Here is a 25933-nt window from a genome sequence, read left to right as displayed (position 1 = left end):
ATTCTCCAACGCCAATTGAAGCACGGTTTGGCGGGCACCACATACTCCACCGCCAAATGAAGCGCGGTTTGGCGGCCGCCCCACAACACCGCCGTCCCACTTTAGCAGTGATATTTATTAAAAGAAAGATTAAAATATCATTAGAAAATGATTGCTTAAAATAACAAAGTTTGCTAATATAATTAGGCAAGAGAATTCACGAAAGGTTTTGACAGAATGTTTGATGACTTAGTTGTTTACAAAGATAAACTCCAGTGTTTGTCGGAGTCAGCTATGTGTGATGAAGCCATTGAGATTTTAGAAGATAATCATTTGCGATGCACACCGATCCTCGACCAAACAAACACTATGTATCGCGGTAATATTTACCGTTATCACATTTACCAATATAAATACCATCATCCTGACAGCGACTTAAGTAAAATTCCTGTCACGCGTTTTTTAAAAAATAGTACCCGTGTGTTTCGCCAAAACGATCATTTTTATCGTCTTTTTTTTGCGATGAAAGATTTACCTTATTTAGCGGTGATTGATGAAAACAATGCTTTTGTCGGGGTGATTCCTCATGATAATTTAATCGATTTTCTCGCTCAAGCTTGGGCCATTAATCGTGCGGGGTATATCCTGTTCGTTAAATCGATGGGCAAACGGGGTGATTTGAATCGGCTCGCGCGGATTATCAATCGTTACAGCGATATTTCTTCCTCCATGTTTCTCGACCGCACCGATTATCGCACCCACGCCATGTCGATTTTTGTCCTTCCGGAAGATGTCGATAAAATCCAAATTAATCAGCTCGTTAAGTACCTTTCACGCAAAGACATCGAACATCAACTGTATGACCTACAGTCAAACAAAATTTAAACCCTTTTAAATAAATATCTCCTTAAAGACATAAGTGACTGCTTATGTCTTTTTTTTTTGAAAAAAAAAGCTCCTCAAGAGGGCTTGAGGAGGAGAGAGGTATTTATTTTAGAGGTAGGGGTTGGTTTTAAGTTCTTGGGCGACGGTTGTCGCTGGGCCGTGGCCGGGGTATAAAAGGGTGTCGCCGGGCAGGGGCAGGATGTGGTTTTGAATGCCCGTGATCAACAGGGGGTGATTCCCGCCAGGCAAGTCGGTGCGGCCGATGGAGTTGGCAAAAACGGTGTCGCCGCAAATAACAAAGCCGTGCTCCTTAAAAAGGTAAACGACGTGGCCAGGGCTGTGACCGGGCACAAAAGCGACGTCAAAGGTGAAATCGCCAACGACTTTGGTTTCCATGGCATGCCATTCATGTTCGGCCGGGCGTTGCACAAAAGGAGAGCCACCGTAATAGGATAAATTTTGGCGGGCATCGGTGATAAAATCGGCTTCGATGGGATGAACGTAGGCGTCTATCCCAAAAGCATCGCGAATAGCATCCAAGGCGCCGATGTGATCATAGTGACAATGGGTGAGCAAGACGGCTTGCGGTTCCCATTGGTTGGACCGAATCCAGCTGATTAAGCCTTCAGGATTGGCACCTGGATCAATAATTAAGGCTTTGTTGGCTTCGTTGATGATGGCATAGGTGTTTTCTTGAGCGATACCGACGACCATTTTTTCTATTTTAAGCATCCGATGCTGCCTCCTTTGTTGCAGGGTTATTTATTTGGGGTTTCATTGAGGTAAACGCGGGGTAGGCGTTGACCAAGACTACAAAAGATTTCGTAACTGATGGTGTTGAGTTTTTGGGCTAAAAGGGACGGGTGGTTGTTCAAATGGCCATCGCGGCCAATCAAGGTAACGGTGGTTCCAACGGGAAATTGTTGCGGCAAGCGAATCATCATTTGATCCATGTTGATAACACCGGCAACCGGGCAGGCTTGGCTTTGCACAAGAACGTCGATGACTTGGTAATGACGCAACCAGCCATCTGCGTATCCAATTGGCACTGTCCCAATCCACTCATCTTGGGTGGTTGTATATTTCGCTCCATAACTAATTTTGCTATTAGCGGGTACTTGTTTGACATAGACAAGTTCCGAAACGAGTTGTAGAGCAGGTTTAAAAGGACTGTCTGCGATGGTAAGCAGATTGGCGTCTTGTAATTGACTAGGGTCAACTTGGTCCAACGGGATTTGGTCTTTAGGATCCATCCCGTACATGGCAATGCCCAAACGTATGATGTCTGACTCTGGTTGGTTGGGGTACCAAATCCCCATGGCTGAGTTGGCATAGTGCTTGAATTCAATGTCTTCGGGAACAACTTCCAATAAATGCAACCATTGCTGCCATTGAAAATCCACATAGTCTTCAGGTCCACCACCGGCGGTTGAAAAATGCGTAAAGACGCCTTCCCAATGTGCCCATGTGTAGTTATCCATGGCTTCAACGAATGCTTCGATTTCAGCTTGCGTCCGCAAACCGATACGTCCCATACCTGTATCAATGGCTAAATGAAAATTTAAGGGGTATTGTTTCAGCAAATGCAAAAGCTGATGCTTTTCAAGTTGTTGATAAGCCTGTTCAAAAAAGTCAGCGCTACTCACTGTAATGGTCAGTTGATACAACAGAATTTCCGCAATTCCACGTGGGTCGGTTAAACCAAGGACCAGAATCGGCATATCGACAAGACCTTGTTTGCGCAAACTTATGCCTTCGTCAACCGTTGCAACCATCAAGCCATCCACCCCTGTTTCTAGGGCTATTTGAGCAATTGCTATATCGCCATGGCCATAGGCGTTGGCCTTGACCGTTGCATACAAGCGTTGGCTCGGCGATTTCATGGCAAGAACGGTTTTAAGATTATGTCTGATGGCCTCCAAGTCGATAATCACTTGGGTAGGTCGATGTTCACTAGGTTCTATCACTGCGGGTTCCTCCTAAAGTCTTCAATGAATGATATGGGTGGGGTTAGTTTGGTTGGGTTAGTTTGGTTGGGTTAACGATCGGCTTTCTGTTGGAAAAATAACTCGAGTATTTGGTCAATTTGATTATCGCCGAGATTAATAATCACCGTCGCAATCGCATTATCACGACTATGACTGATGGATAAATCGACACCTTCAATTAGCGGCGCCTCGGCTAGATACGGCACTCCTTGGTCACTGGCAAGAATTGAAATATCGGTAAACTTCAGCTTGCCGATGCCGGTTCGCAAGGCTTTGCTGTAAGCTTCTTTGGCACTAAAACGCCCCGCCAGAAAATTCATCTGCCGCTTGCCCGTCAACCCGTGGAAAATCGCCAGCTCCGCCGGCGTCAAAATCTTCTGCGCAAAGCGTTCCTGCCGCTCATAAGCCGTCTTTATCCGTTCAATCTCAATAATATCCGTCCCAATACGCATCTGGTCAATTCTCCTTTAACTAAATATCTCTGGTGATGGGGGTTTAGGGTTTTGGGGGGCGGGGAAACGCGGTTTACACAAACGCGTATAGCCTTTTGTGGTTCCCCTATACGCGTTTGGTAAACGCATATACCCTTTTGTGGTTCCCCTATACGCGTTTGGCAAACGCATATACCCTTTTGCTATTTCCCTATACGCGTTTAGCAAACGCATATACCCTTTTGTGGTTCCCCTATACGCGTTCGGTAAACGCATATACCCTTTTGCGGTTTCCATATACGCGTTTAGCAAACGCATATACCCTTTTGCGGTTTCCATATACGCGTTCGGTAAACGCATATACCCTTTTGCGGTTTCCCTATACGCGTTTGGCTTTCGTAGCTTGAAAGCTCCATCCCAAGCCCTAAGCTAAGCCTCACCAGGCCTCACCAGTCCCACTTTCTCTTCCATCCCTAACCTAATCCTATATTAGCCTCTGCCTTTTTGGCGTACTTTAAAGTTTTTGGTTTTCGTGTTGCTTTGGCGTGGGTTGCTACCTTTGCCAGCTTTAGCTGATTTGTTACTTTGGTTTTTGCTCCGTGAGTTGTAATTACGGTTGCCCCCGCCGCCATCGCCACTGCGGTTGTTGCGTGAACGTTGTGAGCTTGAGTTTGAAGCTGATCGGCGTTTGTTTTCTTTGCGGTCTGCATTAGGCAATGGTTTTTGTGGTGAGATGGTAACGGCAACGTCGTTATTGGTTACAATCACTTCACTTAGTAAAGCAGCGACTAATTCAGTGGCGTCATAATGTTCTAACATTTGTTTCGCCACGTTCATTAAATCGTCGGCTTGATGATTATCAATTTTTTCATTCAATTGATCCACAATTTGTTGCACTTGACCTTGTTTAGCTTCTTGATCGGTAGGTGGACGTAATGGTGTCATTTGTTTACGAATGAGTGTTTCAATCGTACGCAAGTATGGCATTTCATTATTGGTTACAAAAGTCGTTGACATACCTTCATTCCCGGCACGACCTGTCCGACCGATACGGTGAACATAGCTTTCAGGGTCTTGAGGGATATCATAGTTATAAACGTGTGTTACCCCTGAAATGTCCAAGCCACGGGCCGCCACGTCTGTAGCTACTAAAATTTCAATTTGGTTTTGTCGGAATTGATTAATCACACTGGTCCGTTTTTGTTGCGTAATATCACCATGGATTAATTCGGTGTTATAGCCACGTAAGTTTAAACCACGGCCAACTTCATCTACCCGTTTTTTCGTGCGGCAGAAAATAATGGCTTGGGTCGGAGCTTGAACATCGATTAAACGTGTTAAGATATCAAATTTTTCATCATCACGACATTTAACAAAATATTGATCGATTAAGTCTGCCGTCATTTCTTTGGCTTCAATTTTAACATGTTTTGGATCTTTCAAAATCTTGTTGCTTAGTTGACGAATCGCTGGTGGCATGGTGGCTGAAAATAACATGGTTTGGCGTGTTGACGGTGTATTTTCAATAATTTCAAATACATCTTCATAAAAGCCCATGTTTAACATTTCATCCGCTTCATCCAAGACTAAGGTTTGTAATTCGCTTAAACGTAAAACGCCCCGGCGAATCAAATCTAAAATACGTCCAGGTGTTCCCACAATAATTTGTGGCTTATTGCGCTTAATTCGTTCAATTTGTTGACCAATTGGTGCACCTCCGTAAACAACATAGACACGTGCACGTTGGCCTTTACCTAAACGAAATAGTTCATCTTGTACTTGAATGGCTAATTCACGTGTAGGTGCAACAACTAAACCTTGAATCCCATCAAGATTATTGTCTAATTTGTTTAACATAGGAATCCCAAAAGCGGCGGTTTTACCTGTTCCTGTTTGGGCTTGACCAATTAGGTCATTGCCTTCCAAGGCCAAAGGGATAGCTTGTTGTTGAATTGGTGTAGGTTCCTCAAAGCCCATTTCGCTAAGAGAGGCAAGTAGTTTATTATTTATTTTTAATTCATTAAATTTCAATCGTTTCTTCCTTTTCTGTTTTCTTCTATTTTCATTATTTTACATCAGGATAAAGACAGCTACTGAACTTAATAAGATGTTGAATGAGCGTGGCATCACAAAAGGTGGCTGGTCAAAGGCGCTTATCCTACGAATTACGAAGTCGAGTAGCTATCTTTATCATACAATTATGGATCTCCTACTGCAAAGAGCAGAGATATTTATTTGGTGGAGTGTCCGGTTAGGGCGGTTACGACTTGTAGTAAGTCGACCCCAAAACTCGATTTTACCAAGACGACATCGTCGGCTTGGATGGTTTGATTAAGGGCTTCAATTAAGGCCTCGTGGCTTTCGGGTTCATAGAACAAGCGGTCGTCACTGTAATCTTTTTGCAATTCCTCGTATAAATACCGCATATTGGGCCCAAAGAGGAAGACTTGGTCAATGGCGTCGGGTGAAATCGCGGATTCCAATTGACGGTGGAATCCTTCACTCTTTTCACCAAGCTCACGAATATCCCCTAGCACCGCGATTTTACGACCGGTATTGCCTGTATCGACCGTGGATAACGTTTGTAAAATGGCGCGCATGGAGGTTGGGCTGGCGTTATAAGCATCATTGAGTAACTTAGCCCCTTGATGTGTTTCTAACCATTCCAAGCGGTTGGCCGTCAACTTAAATTGAGCTAGTTGGAAAATAGCCTGTTCGATTGGCACGTCCAACACTTCGGCGATACTTAAGGCCACCAAGGCATTCGACACATTGTAAGCACCGATAACTGGAATCATACAAATGACATTGGGATCCACATTGGTTCTAAAAAAGGTCTTGTCGTGTTCTTCCACAATATCGTAGGCGTACACATCGTCGTCCTTGTCAAACCCAAAGGAACGCATGTAAATCGGGAAATTAATTTCAGGCATTTCATCGCTAATCAACGGTTCATTGGCCGGAAAAATAAATACCCCATATTCCTTCATGCCTTTTAGAATTTCTAATTTAGCTTGCGCGATACCGCGACGACTACCTAAAAATTCTAAGTGGCTTTCGCCAATTAAAGTAATGGCGGTAATATTCGGTTCAGCCATCAGGCTTAATTTTTCAATTTCACCAAAATTACTCATACCCATTTCTAAGACACAAACGTCGGTGTCTTCCGGCATAGCCAATAAGGTATAAGGTAAGCCAATTTCATTATTGTAGTTACCTTGGGTTTTATGCACTTTAAACTTGGCGGATAAAGCCATCGCAGTCATATCTTTGGCGGTAGTTTTGCCATTGCTGCCGGTAATGCCGACGACAATCGGATTGACCAGTTGGCGGTAATAATGGGCTAAGTCTTGCATGGCTTGCAAGGTATCATCCACTAAAATAATGGCTAACTTGTCCGAAGGTGCTTCGCTTTCTGGACGTGACCATAAGGTGGCCGTTGCCCCTTGTTCAATCGCCATGTCAATATAGTCATGCCCATCTGTGGTTCCACCTGTTAGGGGGACAAACAGCGTGTTAGGGCTGACTTTACGTGAATCAAATTCAACCTGCTCAATCATCATTTGACGATCGGAGGTCGTATAGTCAATCGCATGGACGGCTTTAACAATTTCCATTAAATTGAGAGCTTTCATTCTGTGTCCCCTTTTAGTGGTTTAGTGGTTGTTTTAACATTTGCTTGGTTTCATGTGAACGTAAAGCTAACTGCAAAAGTTCTTCAATCAGATCACGTTGACTCAAGCCGGTTTCTTGCCAAAGTAATGGATACATCGAAAAGGGCGTAAAGCCTGGCAAGGTATTTATTTCATTAATATAAACATCGTTATTGCTAGTGACAAAAAAATCCACGCGGCTAAGACCACGACCATCAATGACACGGTAAGCTTTCAAAGCATATTCTTGAATGCGGGCCGTCACCGATTCAGGTAAATCCGCCGGAATTTCCATGGTGACCGTATTGTTAATATATTTTTCATTATAATCATAGAAATCTTGTTGCTTCACTAAGCGACCGACAACACTCACATGCGCATCATCATTACCTAAGACGGCTACTTCACATTCTTGGGCGATAATACCTTGTTCAACTACAATACGGCGGTCATATTTAAAGGCTAGATTAACAGCGGCTTTTAATTCATCCGCATTTTCAACGCGGGAAATACCAACACTCGAACCCATATTAGCCGGTTTAACAAATAAGGGATAAATTAAACTCCCTTCGCAGCGTTGCACAATTTCATCTTCATTGGTCCGCCAGTCAAGCGCATTAAAGGCCACATAGGGCACTTGCGGTAAACCGATTTGGTCAAAAAGACTCTTAGAAATAATTTTATCCATCCCATTGGCACTAGCGGTTACGCCCGCACCCACGTAAGGTAAGTTTAAAACTTCAAGGAAACCTTGGATGGTCCCATCTTCACCATTCGGCCCGTGTAACACTGGAAAGACAATCACGTCTGGTTCTTGGATTTCACCTGGATTAATAGCAACACCATAAGACACTTCATCATCTGAATTTGCCCAACTGGCTTCTTGACCTTCTTCCAAAGTCAACTGCTTAACACTTGTCGGAGGTTGCTCTAATAATGGCCCTTTTAACCAACGTCCGTCTTTTGTTAAATAGATAGGTTGCACTTGATAATAACCATACATAATTAACTGACAAATTGTATGCGCAGAAATAATTGATACCTCATGTTCTGCACTTTGTCCTCCGTATAAAAGGATTATTTTCATTGAGTTTCCTCCAGCTTCTCTTCGTCGTTTTCTGCATAAATCTCTAAATGCCATTCATGCACTTCTATATTATAACTTAACCTGCCGATAGACTCATCGTTTTTTTGCGCAAGTGTTAATAAAGTTAATTCATCTTCAATAATAAACAGCGGAATTTGCCAATCTTTATTGATTAATTCTGCACGAGCAAAATCAAATTTCAATCCGTATATAAAATGATACTCTAACTTATCAATAATCGCCTGAGGTACAGGCGCAACACTCATTTTCCGCGGAAAAATAAAACTACGACCTTCATTCACAATTTGACCCATTTTCGTATTTAACACACGCTGTAGTCTAGGATGAAAATGTCTAATGTGACGATAATATGTTTTATTTAAGCCATTGGGTAATGTCAAAAAGACATAGTTGTTTTGTAATTTGTAAAAAAATGCAGACCGTAAAGGATTGGCCGAATGAAAAAGATATAAAATTTCAGCAATTTCATTCGGAGTCAATTGATGCATCAACTCAATCGTTTCAAAATCAATCCAATTGGACAAATGAATATGTTGGTTCGTTACTGTTTTAAGGTATTGCAACACTTCTGGTTGACCACGAAGAATCTTGAAGTTAGTCGGGGCATCAAATCGGCCAAATTGTAAGTGTGCTTCTGAAAGAATCATATTGTGAGGAACATACTGGTTATTGAAATCTTCAATTTTTAAATCAATTCCACGTGTCTTGATATAGTTCATTACCGGATCGTAATGCACATACAAGTTGACGCGACTCATCTTTTCCCTCCTTTACCTAATTAGTCAACATTTTACTATACTTGAACCGTCAAATGATAGTATTTTTTTATATTTAAAGAGATTTTACTACTTCTTTATCAATTATTACACTTAACTAAAAAATTGTACTCTTTTTCCGTCATAATAGCAACGGTCAACCCCACCCATTAAATAAATACCACTGCTTTATCCCCTTGTCCTTTAGCTCTTGACACCGCTTCAACCTAATCTTTGCTTAAGAAAAACTTAAAAAGTCAACCCAGAAAGTAAGCCTGCATGGACTATCGAAAGCCCATGCTACTTCTCTGAATTGACTAAGTCATTCACCTTAAGAAAAACTAACTTCTGGCACCTTGCGATCCTCTTCAGGTGTTTCTAAGTAGGCACGTGTTGTAAAACCATGTGCGCCCGCTACAATATTATTCGGTACCGACTCAACGGTAGTGTTATATTGTTGAATGCTTGAATTATACAACATTCTAGCTTTAGCAATTTTGTCTTCCGTGTCGGTTAAGGATTGTTGCAGTTGATTAAAGTTTGAATTTGCCTTGAGGTCTGGGTAAGATTCAGCGACGGCTAACAAGCGTGATAAGGCACTTGATAATTGGTTTGACATGGCATTTATTTGTTCAGGTGAAGCATCTTTGGGTAAAGCAATCATTTGCTGTCTTGCATTAGTTACTTGGTCAAGCGTTTCACGTTCATGGCTGGCATAACCTTTCACCGTTTCCACTAAATTCGGAATAAGATCGTTGCGTCGTTTCAATTGTACATCTATTTGACTAAAACTTTCATCAGCCCAATTTCGTTGTTTAATCAAGCGATTATAAATCGAAATCCAAGCTACGCCGAGTATTGCAACAATAACAAGAATACCTATTAACCATGGCATCGTCATTTCCACCTTTCAAGTAAAGCTTAGGATGCTTCCATTATAAACTACTTAACCCTATTTGTCGAAAAACAAGACGAACCGCCACAGAAGCATTCTGCAGCGGCTTTTATTTCAGGGGTATTTATTGAGATTATTTTTGAGCGCGACGTTGGTATGTGCCTTCACTGGTGTTGATTTCTAAAGCTTCACCGACTTCAATAAAGTCAGGCACATTAACCACTAAACCTGTTTCCATCGTAGCCGGTTTACCTGAACCCGTCACAGTCGCCCCTTTAATGGACGGTTGCGTTTCGGTTACGGTTAACACAACCGAACCTGGCAATTCAACCCCAATCACTTCGGTACCAAAGAACTGAATTTTCACTTGCATATTTTCAAGCAAGAATTTTAATTCATACTCAATTAATTCATTTGGAATTTCATATTGTTCATACGTTTCCAAATCCATAAAGTAAGATGTACCATCCATACTATATAAATATTGCACCGTTTTTGTTTCAATATAGGCGCGTTCAAATTTTTCATCGGGACGGAAAGTTGTATCGTAAGTAGCACCTGTTCGCACATCGCGTAACTTCATACGCATAACCGTGTTCCCTTTACCCGGTTTATGGTGACTCGCTTCCAAAACGCGAATCAATTTTCCGTCTTGAACAAATGTCATACCCGCTCTCAAATCTGTTGCTGTAATCATGTCAATTCTCCTTTAAATAAATATCTCTGCTTCAAAGATGGGATTTCCTTATCTATCATATCACAATTTGCGTGTTTTTCCTAACAGCTTTTCCAAGCGCAGAAGTATTTATTCGAGGGGTTAAATGGTATAATTACATACGACTGAGTTCAATGGAGGTGTCGGATGAAAAAGATTTCGATGCAAGCGATAAAAAAGATGGTTCAAAATTATCAAGCTAAGCCACTAGGTACGACCCGCCGTTATGCGGTGCTGATTCCGCTGGTGATGATTGACGATGAATTGCATATTTTATACGAAGTGCGCAGCAATCATATCTCACAACCCAATGAGACGTCTTTTCCCGGCGGACGGATTGAAGACGGCGAAACCCCAGCGATGGCGGCCGTGCGTGAAACGGTTGAGGAATTGAATTATGACGAGGAGAAGATCGAGCTTTTTGGGGCTTTGGATTATATCGTGCAGGATAGTCGCGTGATTTATAGTTTTGTGGGGATGTTGCATGACTTTGATTTGGATGCCTTGCAGCCAAACGAAGAAGTTGCGCGGGTCTTTACCTTGCCATTGCGCTTCTTGGTAGATAACCGCCCCACCTATTACGAAATTACCGCTGAGCCGGATTACACGGATGACTTTCCTTTTGATTATATCAATAGTGACCGCGATATCCGCATGCGAACCTTTAAAGCCAAAATCCCTTATTACCAACTAGACGATCAATACCTGTGGGGCTTCACCGCCAATATCACCGATCGCTTTATCGAGATTTTGCGCGAGGAATTTAAAGACCAATTGTGAGGTTGGGGAATAGGGTGGTTTCGCGTCAGATTAGTAAGCGGGGAAGTGAGCGGACGTTAAATAAAGCTAATCGGTCACCAAATACCAAATTTCATGACCGAATAGCCTGATTTATAGTGTATTAAATGGCCGCACATTTCCGCTTAGGTTCTTCACTTCCCACTTACTCCCAACCGCCAGACGGAAGTCTGAGAGGCGGATTGGAACCCCCAACCGCCAGAGAGAATCCTGAGAGGCGGATTGGAACCCCCAACCGCCAGAGAGAATCCTGAGAGGCGGATTGGAACCCCCAACCGCCAGAGGGAATCCTGAGAGGCGGATTGGAAGAAAAAAAGGTGACTTGTCAATTTGACAGTCTTTCACTTCCCACTTAGGTTCACGCTCACAATAACTGCTCCAATATGTGTGCGCCTATGTAAGTGTAAGCTGGAAGTGATAGGTCGACTTTCAATGCTCATCTAAGTTATTGTCACATGGAAATATCTGAGTGACTATAACGTTTTCTCATTTGCCATTTACTTTTTTTATTGGATTTTGGACAGAATCAGGTTATTCTGTCCTTTTTTACCAGGATTTTGGACAGAATCAAATTAATCTGTCTTTTGCTACTCGAGCAGATGACAGATTAAGGCTATTCTGTCTTTTGCTATCTGAGCAGATGACAGATTAGCTTTATTCAGTCACGAAATCAATCATTTGATGACCGAATAGCTTTATTCGGTCATCAAATGATTGATTTCATGACCGAATAGCCTAATTTGTAGTTTATTTTGGTCACACATTTACCGCTTAGATTCACGCTCACAACAACGGCTCCAATATGTGTGCGCCCACCATCACGCTCACAATAACAGCTCCAATATGTGTGCGCCCCAACACAAACCTCAACATCAAGCTTACTGAATAAGTAACCATAAGAAATCCGGACTTTATAAAGCAAAGAAATGATTCTAACCTTTTACTTAACTATCTAGGTCTTCTCCGTTAGTGGCGATGACTTTTTTTTACCAGTTGAAGGATTTCTTTTTGGTTCGTTTCAATGTGCCGTTGCCCTCGTCGTCACGATCAACATAGATGAAACTGTAGCGTTTGACATAGAGTGGACTCTATGTAGTAAAATTTTAGTAGAATAACAAAGGGAGTGTTAAATGATGGAGCGTCCTTATATCTTTTGTCATATGCAGGTGTCACTCGATGGGAAAATTATGGGGAAATTTATGGATTTGCCTGAAAGTAAGGGGTCTGGAAAATTATTTTATGATTTAGCTTTTGGGGAAGACGCGCACTACAAGCATCAGGGCTGGATTTCGGGGCGGACAACGACCGATGATAATTTCACGCATTATAAGGTGCCCGTTTTAGATGAGCTGGCGGCAGAAGTGCCTGCGGGGGATTTCTTCGTGGAGTCCGAACATGATAAATACTATATTTCTTTCGACCGGTCGGGTAAGTTAGGCTGGGAGAAAAATACGATTACGTATGGCAAAACCACGGCAACGGTTTTGGAGGTGTTAACGGAAAAAGTGAGTAATTCTTATAAAGCCTTTTTACGTGATTTGAATATTCCTTACATTATTTGTGGGGATGAGTCCATTGATTTGGACATGGTATTGGAAAAGTTGAGCCGCGATTTCAACATGGACTTGGTGATGCTCGGTGGCGGGGGCGTGATTAATTGGTCCTTTATCCAAGCGGGTTTATGTGATGAAATTAGCTTTGTTGTGTCGCCAACGGCTGACGGTTCAACCGAAACCGCCAGCGTGTTTGACGCGATGGCTGGGTTGACTAATGATGATCCGGTTGCCTTTACCGTGAAAGCCGTGGAAGTCCGTGAGGACAACGCCGTTTGGATGCGCTATACTGTGAATAACGCGCGTTAATTTTTGAATAAATACCGCTGCTTCTCGAGAGAGGCGGCGGGTTTTTTTGAAGGGGTTAGTGCGCTGAGTGAAAGTGGAATTAACTGGCTTAGGATATTCCACTTAACGAAGTATGTGGAACGAACTCGCTTAGGATATTCCACTTAACTGATTAAGTGGAACGAACTTGCTTAGGATATTCCACTTAATGGAGTATGTGGAACGAACGAGACCTGGATATTCCACATAACGCATTAAATGGAAGCGGAAAGTGATAGACCTCTTTCAATGCTCATCTTCGTTATCATCACATGGAAATTTCTGAATAACAATAACTGCCTCCCATTTCCCAATTGCTTTTTTACCCGGATTTTGGACAGAATCAGGTCATTCTGTCCTTTTTTATTTGGGTTTTGGACAGAATCAAATTATTCTGTCTTCTGCTACCTGAGCAGATGACAGATTAAGGCTATTCTGTCTTTTGCTACTCGAGCAGATGACAGATTAGCTATATTCGGTCTAGAAATCAGTCATTTGATGACCAATTAGTTATATTTATCGTCCACACCACAGTTTCCACTTCCATTAAGTGGAATTAATTGGCTTATTATAAGTGGGTGAATTCGGATACCGATAAACTGTTCATAATTTGGTGGCGGAGCTTATGTACCCCTTCGCCATCAATTCAATTTGGTGGCGGAGCTTATGTACCCCTTCGCCATCAATTCAATTTGGTGGCGAAGCTCATAGGACTCATCGCCGTCAATTCAATTTGGTGGCGAAGTTCATGGGACTCATCGCCGCCTATCAACGTTAGCCCTAGCAAAGAGCTAATCTTTCTCAAGAAAGCGGGAAGTAAAGAATCGTCATCTCTCACTTACTTGGGCGCACACATATTCAGAAAGTTGTTGTGTGCGTGATGGGGAGCGGGAAGTGTGCGAACGTTAAGTAAAGCTAATCGGTCATCAAATGACTAATTTTCGTGAAAGAATAGTCTTTTCTGTCCAAAATCTGGATAAAAAAGTAAGTGGTAAATGAGAAGACGTTATTGTCACTCAGATATTTTCATGTGACAATAGCTTAAATGAGCATCGAAAGACGGCTATCACTTCCCGTTTACGGTGGCGAAGCTTATGTTCTTCCTCGTCATCTGGGTGAACGCCAAATGAGGCGTCGTTTGGCGGGGGAGGCACGAGTGAACGCCAAATGAGGCGCTGTTTGGCGGGGGAGACACGAGTGAACGCCAAATGAGGCGCCGTTTGGCGGGGGAGGCACGGGTGAACGCCAAATGAGGCGCCGTTTGGCGGGGGAAGCACGGGTGAACGCCAAATGAGGCACCGTTTGGCGGGGGATTGGGGGCTCGTCATTTCACTCTTCCAACGGCTCAACCCACTTGCCGGTTTTCAGTGGAAATCGAAAGCCGGCAAATCAAAATATAAGATACGACTTATCCAATCACCGGTTAGTTACTTCCTGCTTACCCTCTTTTTGGTAGGCTAGCTTAGGTCAAGGATTTTTTCGCCTTAACTTTCACACGCAAAGTGGTTTTGTATTTTTCCGGCGCAATCTTCCTTGGATCCGTCAAATAAATCTCGCGATGGACATAATCCTGCATGATCCAATCGCGCTCTAGACCTTGTTCGCTCATAAAAGCCTCTATTACCGCAAACGTCTCAGCTTCCGTATCAAATGGACCCACATGCAACATTTGCACCACTTGCCCTTCGGTATACGTTTCAAATTGAACTTCAGCATATAAATCATTGGGCTTCTTCGCCATCGATTCTGCCAAAGCGGCCTCAAAATCCATCTGCGAAATCACATCAGGCTGACGAATCATGATTTTATAAACTAATAAATTCTTATTAATCGGCTGACCTGGCGTGTATTCTACGGAAGTCCACACCCCTTCTAAGGGATAAACCGTATATTCAAACGGTTTATCACCAATTTCGCCACGCTTCAATTTAAATCGCAGGTTATAAGCCATGGGATACAAAGCTGCAATCCGCGCAGCATAATCTTCCCCATTCGGATTTCCTTGACCCGTAATTGAAATAAACTTTTGCTCAGGAATCTCCAACAACACCGGCTGTTTCGCCCCAATATACAATGCCTTCTCATCCTTACGCCATTGATGCTTCATCTCATCACCACTCCTTCCATTCCCTTTATATTTTAGCAAAAATTAACCCTCTCTTAAAACTTAAACCCACCCTCTAAGAGCAGAAAAAAACCGAGGGGGTTTAAATAATAGTGTAAAGGACGGACTAGTGTACATCTCTCCTTTAGGGAGAGACTAACCAGCCGAGTCTGGAACCGCGCGGAAGACGGTCCCACTATTATTTAAAACCTCTCGGTTTTTGAAGCGACTAAGCAGCAGAGATATTTAGTCGTTAAAAATTTCTTTGGCCATATTGAAAGCAGACCAAGCTTTTGGCCAGCCTGTATAGAAAGCAAGATGGGTGATAATTTCAACGATTTCGTCTTTGGTCACGCCGTTTTGCTTGGCCATTTTCAAATGATCTTCCAATTGAGGTACCCCTTGTGTCATCAAGCTTGCTACCGTAATCATGCTACGGTCATGGGCTGATAATGCATCTTCACGCGACCAAACTTCGCCAAACAAAGTATCATCGTTCAAAGCTGCAAATTGAGGAGCAAATTCGCCTAAATTGTTACGCCCAGCCGTTTGTTTTTTCAAGTGAATCCCTCTTTCTTATTTCTTTAATTGGTTATAGTGTTCGTCAGTAACAGGATCCAACCATTCTGTTGTTCCTGTAGAAATAGCTAAGTGATCAAACCAGCTATCTTCAGCAGCACCATGCCAGTGGTTAATCCCTTCTTTGATAACAACAACGTTGCCAGCCGTCAAGAATTGCGCATCTTTGCCTTCTTCTTGGTACCAACCTTCGCCGCCAGTGACTAGGAGCAATTGGAAACCATCGTGGTGGATATGCCAATTATTACGACAACCTGGTTCAAAAGTCACATTTGAAACACCTACACTGACATCCGGATCATTCACCAAGGTTGCTAAATAACTTTGACCGATGAAATATTGTGCATAGGCTTCATTCTTTTCGCCAACTGGAAATAGAGTGCCATCTTTTAATTCTTCATGTTTTGCCATCTGTTTTCCTCCTATTTTTTTCCTAACTCTATTTTACGCTCAAGCTTTTCATGCGTCCAATACCTATTTCGCATGTATCTATTCCGATTGGGAATAGTACACCACATAAGTTCTTCCTTAGTCATTCCCCAACGTCTTCAGTTGTTGGTCCAAAATCTGCCTTGCTTCCTCAAAATCAACATAATAGAAAATTTTATCGAAATATTCTGTCCCCGCTATCATAGCCGACAAGTGATTGACATCTTTGCGATGCAAAATAATTACTGGCTTTTGCAAAAACTCTGCATAAGCCAATTCATATCCGACACCTAAAGAGGGCGAAGTCGTTTCCGCAATGACCACATCACTTTCAATAATCCACGCAATATCCCGATCGCGTATTTCTTGGTCAGTTAATTCGGTTTCCCCCGCAGTAGTTATCCGATTGTCCCCAATGTGTTCGGTTAGCACTTGATGGTTGGCCTTCAAATAAGCAATCAATTGACGGTACAAATCAGCGTCCTGTCTACCCCCACGTATCGATGCAGCAAAATAAATTTTCATGATAGCCTCCTTTTTCGACATTATTGTATCATGAATAAAAAACCCAACCAAATAAAATAAATATCCCTGTTTCAATTTTGCCTTTTAAACTCTATAATAGGTATATAAGTAAAAGCTATTTAGAATGATTATGAAATGGAGATAGTCTTATGAAGGTAGCCGTTGTTGGCGGTGGTATCAGTGGGCTTACGATTATTCGCAAACTTTTAAGCCAAGATGAAATTCAGCACGATCTGACGATCGATTTATTTGATAAAACAGGGGATTTTATCGTAGGGGCACCGTACACTAAAGATACAAAAGAAGCGATTATGAACGAACATGCGCAAGATTTAAGTATTATTCCAGAAAAACCTGACGATTTTCTTGATTGGTTACGTGAAAATCATGCAGACTACGCAACAAACGATGCCTTTGTTCCGCGTGAGTATTACGGGGGGTATTTATTTGATCGATTAGTTCGGTTTTTAGAATCGGACAAGGTCGTTAAGCATCAAGTGGCAATCGTTGATTACGATACTAAAAGGCTTCAGGATGAAGCGGGGCAATGGTACGAGGGGTATGATGCTATCTTTTTCACGATTGGCCACCCACCCTATGCGGATTATTATGAATTAGAGGGGACGCCGAATTATATTAATCACCCGGTGCCGCTTGAGGAGAAATTATCCGAGCTTGATGCCAATCGTCCAATCGGGATAATTGGAACAGGTTTAACTGCTTTGGATGTCACGAAGTATTTATTAAAAACATATGATTTAAAACAACCTTTACGACTGTATACAAATGATACCACCCCTTTTAAAACCGTGAAGTTTACGCGTTATCAAGGGGACATCCACCTGTCTTTTTCGGATGAATGGATTCGCGAGCAAGCAGATGCGGATGGTTTCATTGGTCTTCAGACAATGGTGGATACCTTCTTAAGTGATTTAGCTACGAACGGTATTGATATTTGGCAGTTATTGGAATTATATGGGACGGGATCAATCGATGAAATTCGTCTAGCTATTGAGCGCCGTGATGAATCTTTAGGCAAGTTGCGTCGTTATATTGTGATGATGACCATCTACTTATCGGATTTATATAATGCTTTAACGCCAATGGACCGCGATCGTTATCATAATAAATATGAACGTATTTTCAATCATTTTAGAAGTCAAATTCCCGTGGAATCCTTGCAGGTTGTGTTGGAAAATTTAGATAATGGCCGCTTGGAAATTGTGACAAATTTAGAGGCTATTATGAGTGAAAATAATGGCTTTGTCTTAAAAACCAGTAATGGTGGTCGTTACGAAGCCGATTATTTAATCAACTGTACCGGTTTTCAATTTGATATTCGTAAAGCCTTAGATTTTGATCCTTTAATAAAGAATCTTTACAACCGTGAGATTCTGACCCCTTATTTCCGTGGGGGCGCGATGGTCACTTGGCCTCATTGCCAAATTGTTTCAAGCCGCTTTGGTGTGTTACCCAATGTATATATGTTAGGCCATTGGATTTCTAAAATCCATTATGGTAACAACAACATTCACTTGTGTATTAAGCAAGCTGAACGCGTCGCAGATGCTTTTATTGCGGGGATTAGTGAGGGGTAATGTGGCTTGGCTTGGCAAATTTTTGTGAGTGGCAAGTGAAAAACCGTCATTTCTCACTTACGCTGCACTAGCGCACACATATTCGGGCTGTTGTTGTGAGCGCGATGGGGAGCGCACACATATTCGGGCTGTTGTTGTGAGCGCGAGCCCAGGCGCACACAGGAAATGTCGCTTCTTGTGTGCGTGAACCTAAGCGGGAAATGTGAGACCATTAAATAAACTACAAATTAAGCTATTCGGTCATGAAATTAGGTATTTGGTGACCGATTAGCTTTTTAACTTTCCGCTCACTTCCCGCATACAAATCAAACGCCTCTGCCGTAGCTTAACCTAAATTAAGCCGCTGCAGAGGCGTTTTAAACTTTTTATTTGCAATCTAAGCTTCTTTCACTGCCAAAGTAGCCCAAAAAGTTGGGACACCTTGTTCATGCAGAAAGCCTTCGCCATTGGTATCTTCGTACACATCTAGCAATCGAAATCCAGCTTGGAGTTGACCACGGATTTGTTCTTCTATGGTATGCGAAAACTGCACACCGGAGTTACTTTTTTCCAAGGCTTCTAAATGTTCCGGATTCTTTAATGGATTAAACGGTAAGGCATACTTAATCGTACTTTCATCACCTTCGTCAAAAAGAAAGTTAAAGCCGTTATCTAAACCTGCCAACAAGCGTCCACTAGGTTTCAATACACGATAACACTCCATCCAAACAGGCAACACATCTTCAATATAAACATTGGAAACAGGGTGAAAAATCATATCAAATGTCCCATCAGCAAAAGGCAAAGGTTGCGTCATATCCGCTTGCAACAATTCAATCGTATACCCTTCGCGTTCAGCAACTAGCTTTTCACTTTCAATCTGTTTGCTAGAATAATCAAGGACCGTACATTCTGCCCCTAAAGCTGTAAATATCGGCATTTGTTGCCCGCCTCCTGAGGCTAAACCTAACACTTTCTTGCCCTTCAAATCAGGATACCATGCTTTAGGTACTGGCTTAGTTGGTGTTAACAACATTTCCCAGTCACCCTCTTTAGCTGCAACAAACGCCTCATGACTCAGCGGAATCCCCCATTGCCAGCCTTCTTCTACCCATTGATCAATTGTCTTCGCATTAATTTTCGTATAGTCCATCTCGTCCTCCAAGGATATGTATTTATCATTTTCATATGGCTCTTTGCTTCTCATTCTACCATATTTTTTGATTAATTACGCTTAGACATTTTGGCCTTCAAACACAGAAAAAAAGGTCTACCATCTCAGATGGCAAACCCCCTAAATGCTTATTGATCACTGTATTTCAACGATTATTCTGCGTCTTCAGTTTTATTAGCAAAGCCATACTTTTTATTAAAGCGGTCTACTCGACCATCGGCTTGCGTGAATTTTTGACGTCCAGTGTAAAATGGATGTGAATCAGATGAAATTTCCATACGGATTAATGGGTAAGTATTACCGTCTTCCCACTCAACAGTTTCTTGCGAGCTGCGAGTTGATCCTGAAAGAAATTGATAACCTGTCGTAGTATCCATAAAGACAACTGGTTGGTATTTTGGATGGATGTCTGCTTTCATATTGTCTTCTCCTTTTCTGCCGTAAGCTATCTGCTAACCTACAGTTTTTCAATGCACAATTGTGCAACAATAAGATGATACCACGAGCGCCCGAATAATGCAAAGAAATTTTTATAAATATCTCTGCGATATTTATTGGTTTAATTACAATATAAAGGCTTATCGTCAACAATCAAGATTGACTTTTCTTCCTTAGCTGTCTATTTAACATCAATAACGACATTCACCATTTGTATTGGCACGTCATAAAATGGATCTTCACGACGACCCAAGAAGTCCATCGCTTGATCTGGAAAGAGTGCGTAACTTAAAACATCTTCTTCTGAATGCGCATATTTTTTAATCTTTTCAGCTGCTTCTTCGTAAGCTGGAGCAATATTATCAGCAGGACGTCCGTTATAGACGGCTTCATCTCCAATAATTAAACGTTGAATGTCTGGATTTATTTCAGCAGGTGGTCGACCATATAAACCTTTGATATAATCTTTAATTTCTTTAGGTACAAGTTTATAGCGCTCACCCGAAACAACGTTCATCAAGGCTTGCGTTCCGACCATTTGTGACAAAGGCGTAACTAAAGGTGGATAACCTAAGTCAGCACGTACCTTTGGTACTTCTGCTAAGACTTCGTCATAACGGCTTTCATTGCCTTGTTCTTTCAGTTGGCTTAGTAAATTAGACAGCATTCCCCCTGGAACTTGATAAATCAAAGCTTTCGGCTCAGTATCTTTCACTTTTGGATTCAATAAACCCTCTTGACGGAATTTATCACGAACAGTATTGAAATGAAGTGCTATTTTTTCAATTACGGTTGCGTCTAAACCAGTAGTATAACCTGCTTCTTCTAAGGCAAATTGCATGGTTTCAGTTGCTGGTTGACTTGTACCACCAGAAAATGAAGAGATTGCTGTATCAATGATATCAGCACCGGCTTCTACGGCTTTCATGTAGGCCATCTCTGCATTACCACTCGTAGCATGCGTATGTATTTCTAAGGGCAAATCCGAATTGGCTTTTATTTGACTGACTAAATTAAAGGCTAGGGTTGGTGTTAATACACCTGCCATATCTTTAATACAAATGGAGTCTGCACCTAAAGCTTCCATTTCTTTCACTAAAGCTACATAATAATCTAATGTGTGCACTGGACTTGTTGTATAAGATACAGCAAGTTGAGCGTGCCCACCAGCAGCCTTAACAGCCTTTAAAGCTGTCTTTAGATTCCGTGTATCATTTAGCGCATCGAAGATTCTTACAATATCAATCCCGTTCTCAATGGCTTTGGTTACAAAACGTTCGACAATATCATCGGCATAATTACGATAACCAAGTATATTTTGCCCCCGTAATAACATGGATAATTTCGTATTTTTTACATGTTTTCGTATCGTACGTAGACGTTCCCATGGATCTTCATTTAAGAAACGTAAGCATGCATCAAACGTTGCGCCACCCCAAACTTCCATTGCATAGTAACCTGCTTTATCCATTTCTTCTAAAATAGGCAACATATCTTCCATAGGCATTCTTGTAGCGATTTGACTTTGTTGGCCGTCGCGTAATACTGTTTCTACAAATCTAACTTCTTTCAAATTATCACCCTTTATTGTTTTGCCATTAAATTAGCAACCGCAACTTTCATTTCTTGGATTGAATGCGCTCTAGAGCGAGCACATTCTTTGGCATTTTTATCGCAAACAAAACACTGGCGGGGCATTAGATTATAATCAGCCCGACTAATTTTAGCAACTGCACCAGTATCTTCATCCACAAATAAAACATCTAAATCAAAAAGTCGTCCTTGTGGATGCTGCTCTTCAATAGCGATCATTAATCGCTTCAAATCAACGGCTGGTATATCCAGTACATAATAGGCTTCATTGCCTGTATGTTGCTGAAGTGAACTTTTATGCTTAAGGCTTGCACCTACAAGTTCTTGATCAATTATTTCGATCGCTGATTTGAATACTTCTGAAATTTTCTGGGAATTTTTAATATCTCCGGGAATATTCATAGTGACAACTAACAAAGAACAGCCTGGATACTGAGACAACAAACTATTTTGTTTGGCATAACGTTCATCGCGAGCATTTAGCATATCGATTAGCGTAACTGTTTCACCTAAAAAAATATCATTAAACATTTTTAACAACATCAATTAAGGTGCCATCGCGGTATTCGATTAAGGCAACTACTTTATCACCGTAAACGATGGGTTTGGGATTACCTACCACTGCATAAGCTTTTTCTTTTAATTCTTCAATAGTAAATTGAGGAATCTTCAAAGATTTAAAAGCTTCTAATAAATCTTCCCTTTTAGGATTAATTGCAATACCGACTTCAGTAACCACCACATCAACACTGTCCCCAGGCGTGATAACGGTATTTACTTCATCAACAATTGTTGGGATTCTTCCACGTATTAAAGGAGAGATAATCATGGTCATATCTGAAGCCATGGCAGTGTCTGGATGTCCACCAGCTGCACCTCGAATAACACCATCAGAACCTGTCATAACATTAACATTAAAGTTTGTATCAATCTCTAAAGCAGATAAAATACAGATATTTAATTGGTTAATTGCTGATCCTTTATTGGAGGCAGAAGCATAAAAGTTTGCATCAATTTCATAATGGTGTTCATTACTACCTAACGATACACCAGAAGGGGCATCGAAATCCTGTACATCTAATAATTTTTCGACTAAACCTTCTTCTAGCAACTCAACCATCTGGTTTGTAATTCCACCTAATGCAAAACCAGCAACAACATTATCTTTAATCATTGATTCTTTTAAGAAGCGAGATACAGCCAGGGAAGCACCACCCGTTCCTGTTTGGAATGACATACCCGTTTTATAGTAAGGAGATGCAGTAATCACTTTATTGGCATATTCTGCAATCAATAATTCTTTAGGATTAGATGTAAAACGCGTCGCACCTTTAGCAATACCGCTTGGATCGCCGATAGCGTCTACTTCAACAACATAATCGACATCTGTTTGAGGGATACTGATAGGTGTATTGGGATATTTTTGTAGAGAATCTGTTATTAATACAACTTTATCAGCATATTTTGCATCCACTTTAGCATAGCCTAACGATCCGCAGACAGCTTTACCTTTAACTCCATTCGCATTGCCATATTCATCCGAACTTGGTACGCCTAAGAAAGCCACGTCAATTTTGATATCTCCCGCAACAATAGCCCGCGCACGACCACCATGTGAACGAATAACGACCGGATTTTCCATAATTCCTGATGAAATTGCTGCGCCTAATTCATCGCGTAAACCACTTGACGTAATATTAGTAACGACACCATTTTTTATATGGTCAATTAAAGGTGCATGAACATTAGCAATGGAGCTAGGGGCAATAGATATATTTTTAAAACCCATTTCAGCAATGACATCCATCACCATATTTAAAACATAGTCGCCTTCACGGAAATGATGATGAAATGAAATAGTCATTCCATCTTTTAACCCCACTTTTTCAATAGCTTCTTGTAAACTCGCTAATAATTTTGTCTCCCCTGGTTTTACTGGACTAATCGTTCGAGAGGATTCTTTGTATTCTTTAATGTTTGCTGTTTCGCCAGCGTAAACATTGTATTTCTCTGCAAATTCTTCAGGAATTTCTCTGTTTACTCTATTTTTAACCATGATTAAATTTCCTCCTCATCGATTAATTGTGTGGCTCTTGCAATAGCTAAAACACGTTGGGCACGTTCAACAATTGGTTTATCAATCATCTTTCCTCGTAATGAAACAACCCCAGAACCTTTTTCTTCTGCTTCACGGATAGCCCATATCGTTTCTTTGGCATTTTGAATTTCTGCTGCCGTTGGTGCGTAAATCTCGTTAACTAATGGAATTTGACGTGGATTAATCACTGATTTTCCATCGAAGCCTAATTGTTTGATTAAGCGAACTTCTGCTTTAAAGCCTTCATCATTATTCACATCTGAATAAACGGTATCAATCGCTGCGATACCTGCATCACGCGCAGCATGTAAAATAAAACTACGTGCAAAGAATAATTCCGTACCCTCAGGACTCCGTTTTGTTTTCATATTTGTCACGTAATCTTCTGCTCCAAGAGCAATCCCAATTAGACGATCAGATGCATGGGCAATTTCACGTGCATTTAAGACCCCCGTTGCAGATTCAATGGCTGCCATCATTTTTGTTCTACCTACTTCAATACCATACTTTTCTTCCACGTCCGTAATAACAGTAGCTACATCAATAATATCTTGTGCGGTTTCAGTTTTAGGTAAACGTACAACGTCGACCCCAGCGGTTACAACCGCTTCAATATCTTGGTCACCGCCATCCGCTAATGCATTAATACGAACAACCGTTTCAACTTTACTGTAATCCAGCGTTTTTAACGCTTTATGGACTAGAAAACGCGCTGAATCTTTTTCATTGATAGAAACGGCATCTTCTAAATCAAACATCACAGCATCTGCCCCATACAAAATGGCATCACGTAACATGGCTGGATTCGCTCCAGGAACAAACATCATCGTTCTTCTTAAACGCTCCATGAGTTCAACTCCTTCCAGTCAAATTCCTTTTTATCCGCTGCACGATAGACGGCCACAACCGTACGCGCTTCAATAGTACAATCTAAGGCACCTTGGTCAACCGCCAAGACATTGACATTATTTACATCTAATTTTTCTAGTGTTTTAACTAACACCTCTTTGATTTGTTCACCGAATTGTTTTTCTACGCTACTCTGTAAGTCAATTTGGATACCATTATCCCTATTAGGCTCGATGGTAACCATAATATCACATGATTCTACTGTTCCAGCTGATGCTGTTCGCGTAATATTCATTAAAATTCTCCTCTCTATGGAATTTTGTTTATCCCTTTTAGATAATTGATTGATGTGTTAGGCAAGTATTTGCTTGCGGTTTCAAAATCATGTATCTCAATTGCTTTTCTTACTTTGGTGGCACTAATAATATCATTACCTATCGTATGACGAGGAATGATCTTTAATTGGAGTGCCTCTTTAAAAGTAAGCTCCATCATCTCATTATAAATATCGGTCAACTCGGAAAAAGGTTCTTCGCCCACATATCGGATCGTGATACCTAGAGCTGGAGCGATGCGCTCTTTAAACAGTTTTGCATCAATCTCCGCTTGTATTTTAACTTTTTCTGCTTCTAAAATTCCTTTATCTTTTAAGAAATACGTTGGGAAAGTGGCTTGCGATACCATATAGTCTCCAGTTGGTACAACTGTTACATTAGAAAGATGACTCGTACCTAACTTAACCATCGCCATTCGATCCTTTGTACTAAACGTTGAACGGTCCTCAGATAAAACAAAAACGTATACATGGTCTGAATGTTCAGCTGCATAATCGACTAAAAATTGATGCCCTTTGGTAAATGGATTTGCGTTCATCACAATAGCACTATTATTGCTTGTGGATTGTCCTTTATTTATCTGTTGAATATAGGTTTCAAATGAGGGTAATCCTGTTTCCAGAAATACCACCTCATCTGTAGAAACCAGTTCAGCAAAACCCAATGCTTTAAAAAACTTAGTATTTCTTGGCTTAGTATAGACAAACGTTTTTTGAATCCCACGGTACTGCATTTCTTGCATTAATTCCGTAATGACCGTATTTAATAGCTGATTCGATTGTGCTTCTTTAGCAATAGCGATGCCTTGGATAATATTCCCATCAAAGCCACCGGTAGCAAGTAATGCCTGCGTTTCCTCATCGTAGACACCTATAATATAGTCTAAATGTAAGTCTGAACTCAAATTAGCTTGCTCTAATAATTCTGACCATTGTCTTTTTTGAGTGGGCTCTTGATTAACCCAAATGCGTTTAATTATTGCCATTGGTTTTATTTTTATCTTCTGGGAAGAATTTTAAAAGCGCTAGGGATGCAACATAAATAATCCCCATTGCAATAAATATCCCACCCATACCTACGACTGTCATTCGCAATGCTTCCGGTAAAAATTCTGTTGAAAACATATATACACCTCTCTAATGAAT

The 25933-nt window shown here is 41.3% G+C and carries 26 protein-coding genes; 4 read left to right on the top strand and 22 right to left on the bottom strand.

The genetic code is table 11. The features are described 5' to 3' along the window. Nucleotides 1–216: 216 nt before the first annotated feature. Nucleotides 217–864, top strand: a complete 648-nt coding sequence (cbpA, locus tag NRE15_RS09960; protein WP_313792732.1) for a cyclic di-AMP binding protein CbpA — start codon at nt 217–219, stop codon at nt 862–864. 108 nt (nt 865–972) lie between these two features. Here the strand turns inward: cbpA and NRE15_RS09955 are convergent, their stop codons facing one another. The 9 genes from NRE15_RS09955 to efp all read right to left on the bottom strand — a co-directional run bounded on the left by NRE15_RS09955 (nt 973) and on the right by efp (nt 10391). Continuing rightward, complete coding sequence (locus NRE15_RS09955) at nt 973–1596, bottom strand: MBL fold metallo-hydrolase (protein WP_313792731.1); 624 nt, start codon at nt 1594–1596, stop codon at nt 973–975. Nucleotides 1597–1622: 26 nt separating this feature from the next. Beyond that, nucleotides 1623–2831: an alanine racemase gene (alr, locus tag NRE15_RS09950; RefSeq protein WP_313792730.1), complete on the bottom strand. Its 1209-nt coding sequence runs from the start codon at nt 2829–2831 to the stop codon at nt 1623–1625. A 71-nt stretch (nt 2832–2902) separates the two neighbouring features. Beyond that, entirely contained in the window at nt 2903–3304 is a 402-nt protein-coding gene (gene acpS / locus NRE15_RS09945) for a holo-ACP synthase (RefSeq protein WP_313792729.1), read from the bottom strand. A gap of 468 nt (nt 3305–3772) precedes the next feature. Then, complete coding sequence (locus tag NRE15_RS09940) at nt 3773–5314, bottom strand: DEAD/DEAH box helicase (protein ID WP_313792728.1); 1542 nt, start codon at nt 5312–5314, stop codon at nt 3773–3775. 200 nt (nt 5315–5514) lie between these two features. Next, on the bottom strand, nt 5515–6918 hold the full coding sequence (locus NRE15_RS09935) for a UDP-N-acetylmuramoyl-tripeptide--D-alanyl-D-alanine ligase (RefSeq protein ID WP_313792727.1): 1404 nt from the start codon (nt 6916–6918) through the stop codon (nt 5515–5517). 13 nt (nt 6919–6931) lie between these two features. Further along, nucleotides 6932–8023, bottom strand: coding sequence for a D-alanine--D-alanine ligase (locus tag NRE15_RS09930; protein ID WP_313792726.1), 1092 nt, complete (start codon nt 8021–8023; stop codon nt 6932–6934). Continuing rightward, nucleotides 8020–8802, bottom strand: a complete 783-nt coding sequence (locus tag NRE15_RS09925; RefSeq protein WP_313792725.1) for a hypothetical protein — start codon at nt 8800–8802, stop codon at nt 8020–8022. Before NRE15_RS09925 ends, NRE15_RS09930 begins: the two co-directional genes overlap by 4 nt. A gap of 328 nt (nt 8803–9130) precedes the next feature. Next, the gene (locus tag NRE15_RS09920; protein ID WP_313792724.1) at nt 9131–9694 is read right to left on the bottom strand and encodes a LemA family protein; all 564 of its coding nucleotides are present in this window, start codon (nt 9692–9694) and stop codon (nt 9131–9133) included. A gap of 133 nt (nt 9695–9827) precedes the next feature. Beyond that, a complete protein-coding gene (gene efp / locus NRE15_RS09915; RefSeq protein ID WP_313792723.1) occupies nt 9828–10391 on the bottom strand; it encodes an elongation factor P in 564 nt (187 codons plus the stop codon). Nucleotides 10392–10556: 165 nt separating this feature from the next. Between efp and NRE15_RS09910 the strand changes: the two genes are divergently transcribed. Continuing rightward, nucleotides 10557–11189 (top strand): NUDIX hydrolase, encoded by a 633-nt coding sequence (locus tag NRE15_RS09910; RefSeq protein WP_313792722.1) that lies wholly within the window; start codon nt 10557–10559, stop codon nt 11187–11189. Between the two features lie 1151 nt (nt 11190–12340). Continuing rightward, nucleotides 12341–13069, top strand: a complete 729-nt coding sequence (locus tag NRE15_RS09905) for a RibD family protein (RefSeq protein ID WP_313792721.1) — start codon at nt 12341–12343, stop codon at nt 13067–13069. Between the two features lie 1480 nt (nt 13070–14549). On the opposite strand, the gene NRE15_RS09900 is transcribed toward NRE15_RS09905, so the two are convergent. The 4 genes from NRE15_RS09900 to NRE15_RS09885 all read right to left on the bottom strand — a co-directional run bounded on the left by NRE15_RS09900 (nt 14550) and on the right by NRE15_RS09885 (nt 16724). Next, nucleotides 14550–15194, bottom strand: a complete 645-nt coding sequence (locus NRE15_RS09900; protein WP_313792720.1) for a GyrI-like domain-containing protein — start codon at nt 15192–15194, stop codon at nt 14550–14552. A 243-nt stretch (nt 15195–15437) separates the two neighbouring features. After that, the gene (locus tag NRE15_RS09895) at nt 15438–15752 is read right to left on the bottom strand and encodes a carboxymuconolactone decarboxylase family protein (protein WP_313792719.1); all 315 of its coding nucleotides are present in this window, start codon (nt 15750–15752) and stop codon (nt 15438–15440) included. A 15-nt stretch (nt 15753–15767) separates the two neighbouring features. Further along, nucleotides 15768–16181 carry a cupin domain-containing protein gene (locus NRE15_RS09890; RefSeq protein ID WP_313792718.1) on the bottom strand — a complete coding sequence of 138 codons (414 nt, stop codon included), beginning with the start codon at nt 16179–16181 and terminating at the stop codon, nt 15768–15770. 117 nt (nt 16182–16298) lie between these two features. Next, a complete protein-coding gene (locus NRE15_RS09885; protein ID WP_313792717.1) occupies nt 16299–16724 on the bottom strand; it encodes a nucleoside 2-deoxyribosyltransferase in 426 nt (141 codons plus the stop codon). Nucleotides 16725–16873: 149 nt separating this feature from the next. Between NRE15_RS09885 and NRE15_RS09880 the strand changes: the two genes are divergently transcribed. Further along, entirely contained in the window at nt 16874–18322 is a 1449-nt protein-coding gene (locus NRE15_RS09880) for an FAD/NAD(P)-binding protein (protein ID WP_313792716.1), read from the top strand. 376 nt (nt 18323–18698) lie between these two features. On the opposite strand, the gene NRE15_RS09875 is transcribed toward NRE15_RS09880, so the two are convergent. The 9 genes from NRE15_RS09875 to NRE15_RS09835 form a co-directional block, all read right to left on the bottom strand. Further along, nucleotides 18699–19454 (bottom strand): class I SAM-dependent methyltransferase, encoded by a 756-nt coding sequence (locus NRE15_RS09875; RefSeq protein ID WP_313792715.1) that lies wholly within the window; start codon nt 19452–19454, stop codon nt 18699–18701. A gap of 173 nt (nt 19455–19627) precedes the next feature. Beyond that, entirely contained in the window at nt 19628–19894 is a 267-nt protein-coding gene (locus NRE15_RS09870) for a type B 50S ribosomal protein L31 (protein ID WP_313792714.1), read from the bottom strand. Nucleotides 19895–20094: 200 nt separating this feature from the next. Then, nucleotides 20095–21486: an oxaloacetate decarboxylase subunit alpha gene (locus NRE15_RS09865; protein WP_313792713.1), complete on the bottom strand. Its 1392-nt coding sequence runs from the start codon at nt 21484–21486 to the stop codon at nt 20095–20097. 11 nt (nt 21487–21497) lie between these two features. Then, nucleotides 21498–22037 (bottom strand): citrate lyase holo-[acyl-carrier protein] synthase, encoded by a 540-nt coding sequence (gene citX, locus NRE15_RS09860; RefSeq protein ID WP_313792712.1) that lies wholly within the window; start codon nt 22035–22037, stop codon nt 21498–21500. Continuing rightward, nucleotides 22030–23562 (bottom strand): citrate lyase subunit alpha, encoded by a 1533-nt coding sequence (citF, locus tag NRE15_RS09855; protein ID WP_313792711.1) that lies wholly within the window; start codon nt 23560–23562, stop codon nt 22030–22032. Before citF ends, citX begins: the two co-directional genes overlap by 8 nt. A 2-nt stretch (nt 23563–23564) precedes the next feature. Then, entirely contained in the window at nt 23565–24452 is an 888-nt protein-coding gene (gene citE, locus NRE15_RS09850; protein ID WP_313792710.1) for a citrate (pro-3S)-lyase subunit beta, read from the bottom strand. Continuing rightward, on the bottom strand, nt 24440–24748 hold the full coding sequence (gene citD / locus NRE15_RS09845; RefSeq protein WP_313792709.1) for a citrate lyase acyl carrier protein: 309 nt from the start codon (nt 24746–24748) through the stop codon (nt 24440–24442). Before citD ends, citE begins: the two co-directional genes overlap by 13 nt. Before the next feature lie 14 nt (nt 24749–24762). Beyond that, nucleotides 24763–25773, bottom strand: a complete 1011-nt coding sequence (gene citC / locus NRE15_RS09840) for a [citrate (pro-3S)-lyase] ligase (protein ID WP_313792708.1) — start codon at nt 25771–25773, stop codon at nt 24763–24765. Next, entirely contained in the window at nt 25760–25912 is a 153-nt protein-coding gene (locus NRE15_RS09835; protein ID WP_313792707.1) for an OadG-related small transporter subunit, read from the bottom strand. Before NRE15_RS09835 ends, citC begins: the two co-directional genes overlap by 14 nt. Between the last annotated feature and the right edge of the window lie 21 nt (nt 25913–25933).

The organism is Fundicoccus culcitae (genome assembly GCF_024661895.1).
Classification (GTDB): Bacteria; Bacillota; Bacilli; order Lactobacillales; family Aerococcaceae; genus Fundicoccus_A; species Fundicoccus_A culcitae.
This window is presented reverse-complemented; position numbering and strand designations above follow the sequence as displayed.

Excerpts from the sequence above, each read along its gene's own strand:
- citF (WP_313792711.1), bottom strand. The coding sequence starts at position 23,562 with ATGGTTAAAAATAGAGTAAACAGAGAAATTCCTGAAGAATTTGCAGAG.
- NRE15_RS09900 (WP_313792720.1), bottom strand. The coding sequence starts at position 15,194 with ATGAAGCATCAATGGCGTAAGGATGAGAAGGCATTGTATATTGGGGCG.
- NRE15_RS09955 (WP_313792731.1), bottom strand. The coding sequence starts at position 1,596 with ATGCTTAAAATAGAAAAAATGGTCGTCGGTATCGCTCAAGAAAACACC.
- NRE15_RS09905 (WP_313792721.1), top strand. The coding sequence starts at position 12,341 with ATGGAGCGTCCTTATATCTTTTGTCATATGCAGGTGTCACTCGATGGG.
- NRE15_RS09835 (WP_313792707.1), bottom strand. The coding sequence starts at position 25,912 with ATGTTTTCAACAGAATTTTTACCGGAAGCATTGCGAATGACAGTCGTA.
- NRE15_RS09935 (WP_313792727.1), bottom strand. The coding sequence starts at position 6,918 with ATGAAAGCTCTCAATTTAATGGAAATTGTTAAAGCCGTCCATGCGATT.
- citX (WP_313792712.1), bottom strand. The coding sequence starts at position 22,037 with ATGTTTAATGATATTTTTTTAGGTGAAACAGTTACGCTAATCGATATG.
- NRE15_RS09880 (WP_313792716.1), top strand. The coding sequence starts at position 16,874 with ATGAAGGTAGCCGTTGTTGGCGGTGGTATCAGTGGGCTTACGATTATT.
- NRE15_RS09910 (WP_313792722.1), top strand. The coding sequence starts at position 10,557 with ATGAAAAAGATTTCGATGCAAGCGATAAAAAAGATGGTTCAAAATTAT.
- citE (WP_313792710.1), bottom strand. The coding sequence starts at position 24,452 with ATGGAGCGTTTAAGAAGAACGATGATGTTTGTTCCTGGAGCGAATCCA.
- NRE15_RS09875 (WP_313792715.1), bottom strand. The coding sequence starts at position 19,454 with ATGGACTATACGAAAATTAATGCGAAGACAATTGATCAATGGGTAGAA.
- NRE15_RS09920 (WP_313792724.1), bottom strand. The coding sequence starts at position 9,694 with ATGCCATGGTTAATAGGTATTCTTGTTATTGTTGCAATACTCGGCGTA.
- NRE15_RS09925 (WP_313792725.1), bottom strand. The coding sequence starts at position 8,802 with ATGAGTCGCGTCAACTTGTATGTGCATTACGATCCGGTAATGAACTAT.
- citD (WP_313792709.1), bottom strand. The coding sequence starts at position 24,748 with ATGAATATTACGCGAACAGCATCAGCTGGAACAGTAGAATCATGTGAT.
- NRE15_RS09885 (WP_313792717.1), bottom strand. The coding sequence starts at position 16,724 with ATGAAAATTTATTTTGCTGCATCGATACGTGGGGGTAGACAGGACGCT.
- NRE15_RS09890 (WP_313792718.1), bottom strand. The coding sequence starts at position 16,181 with ATGGCAAAACATGAAGAATTAAAAGATGGCACTCTATTTCCAGTTGGC.
- acpS (WP_313792729.1), bottom strand. The coding sequence starts at position 3,304 with ATGCGTATTGGGACGGATATTATTGAGATTGAACGGATAAAGACGGCT.
- cbpA (WP_313792732.1), top strand. The coding sequence starts at position 217 with ATGTTTGATGACTTAGTTGTTTACAAAGATAAACTCCAGTGTTTGTCG.
- efp (WP_313792723.1), bottom strand. The coding sequence starts at position 10,391 with ATGATTACAGCAACAGATTTGAGAGCGGGTATGACATTTGTTCAAGAC.
- NRE15_RS09930 (WP_313792726.1), bottom strand. The coding sequence starts at position 8,023 with ATGAAAATAATCCTTTTATACGGAGGACAAAGTGCAGAACATGAGGTA.
- citC (WP_313792708.1), bottom strand. The coding sequence starts at position 25,773 with ATGGCAATAATTAAACGCATTTGGGTTAATCAAGAGCCCACTCAAAAA.
- NRE15_RS09870 (WP_313792714.1), bottom strand. The coding sequence starts at position 19,894 with ATGAAAGCAGACATCCATCCAAAATACCAACCAGTTGTCTTTATGGAT.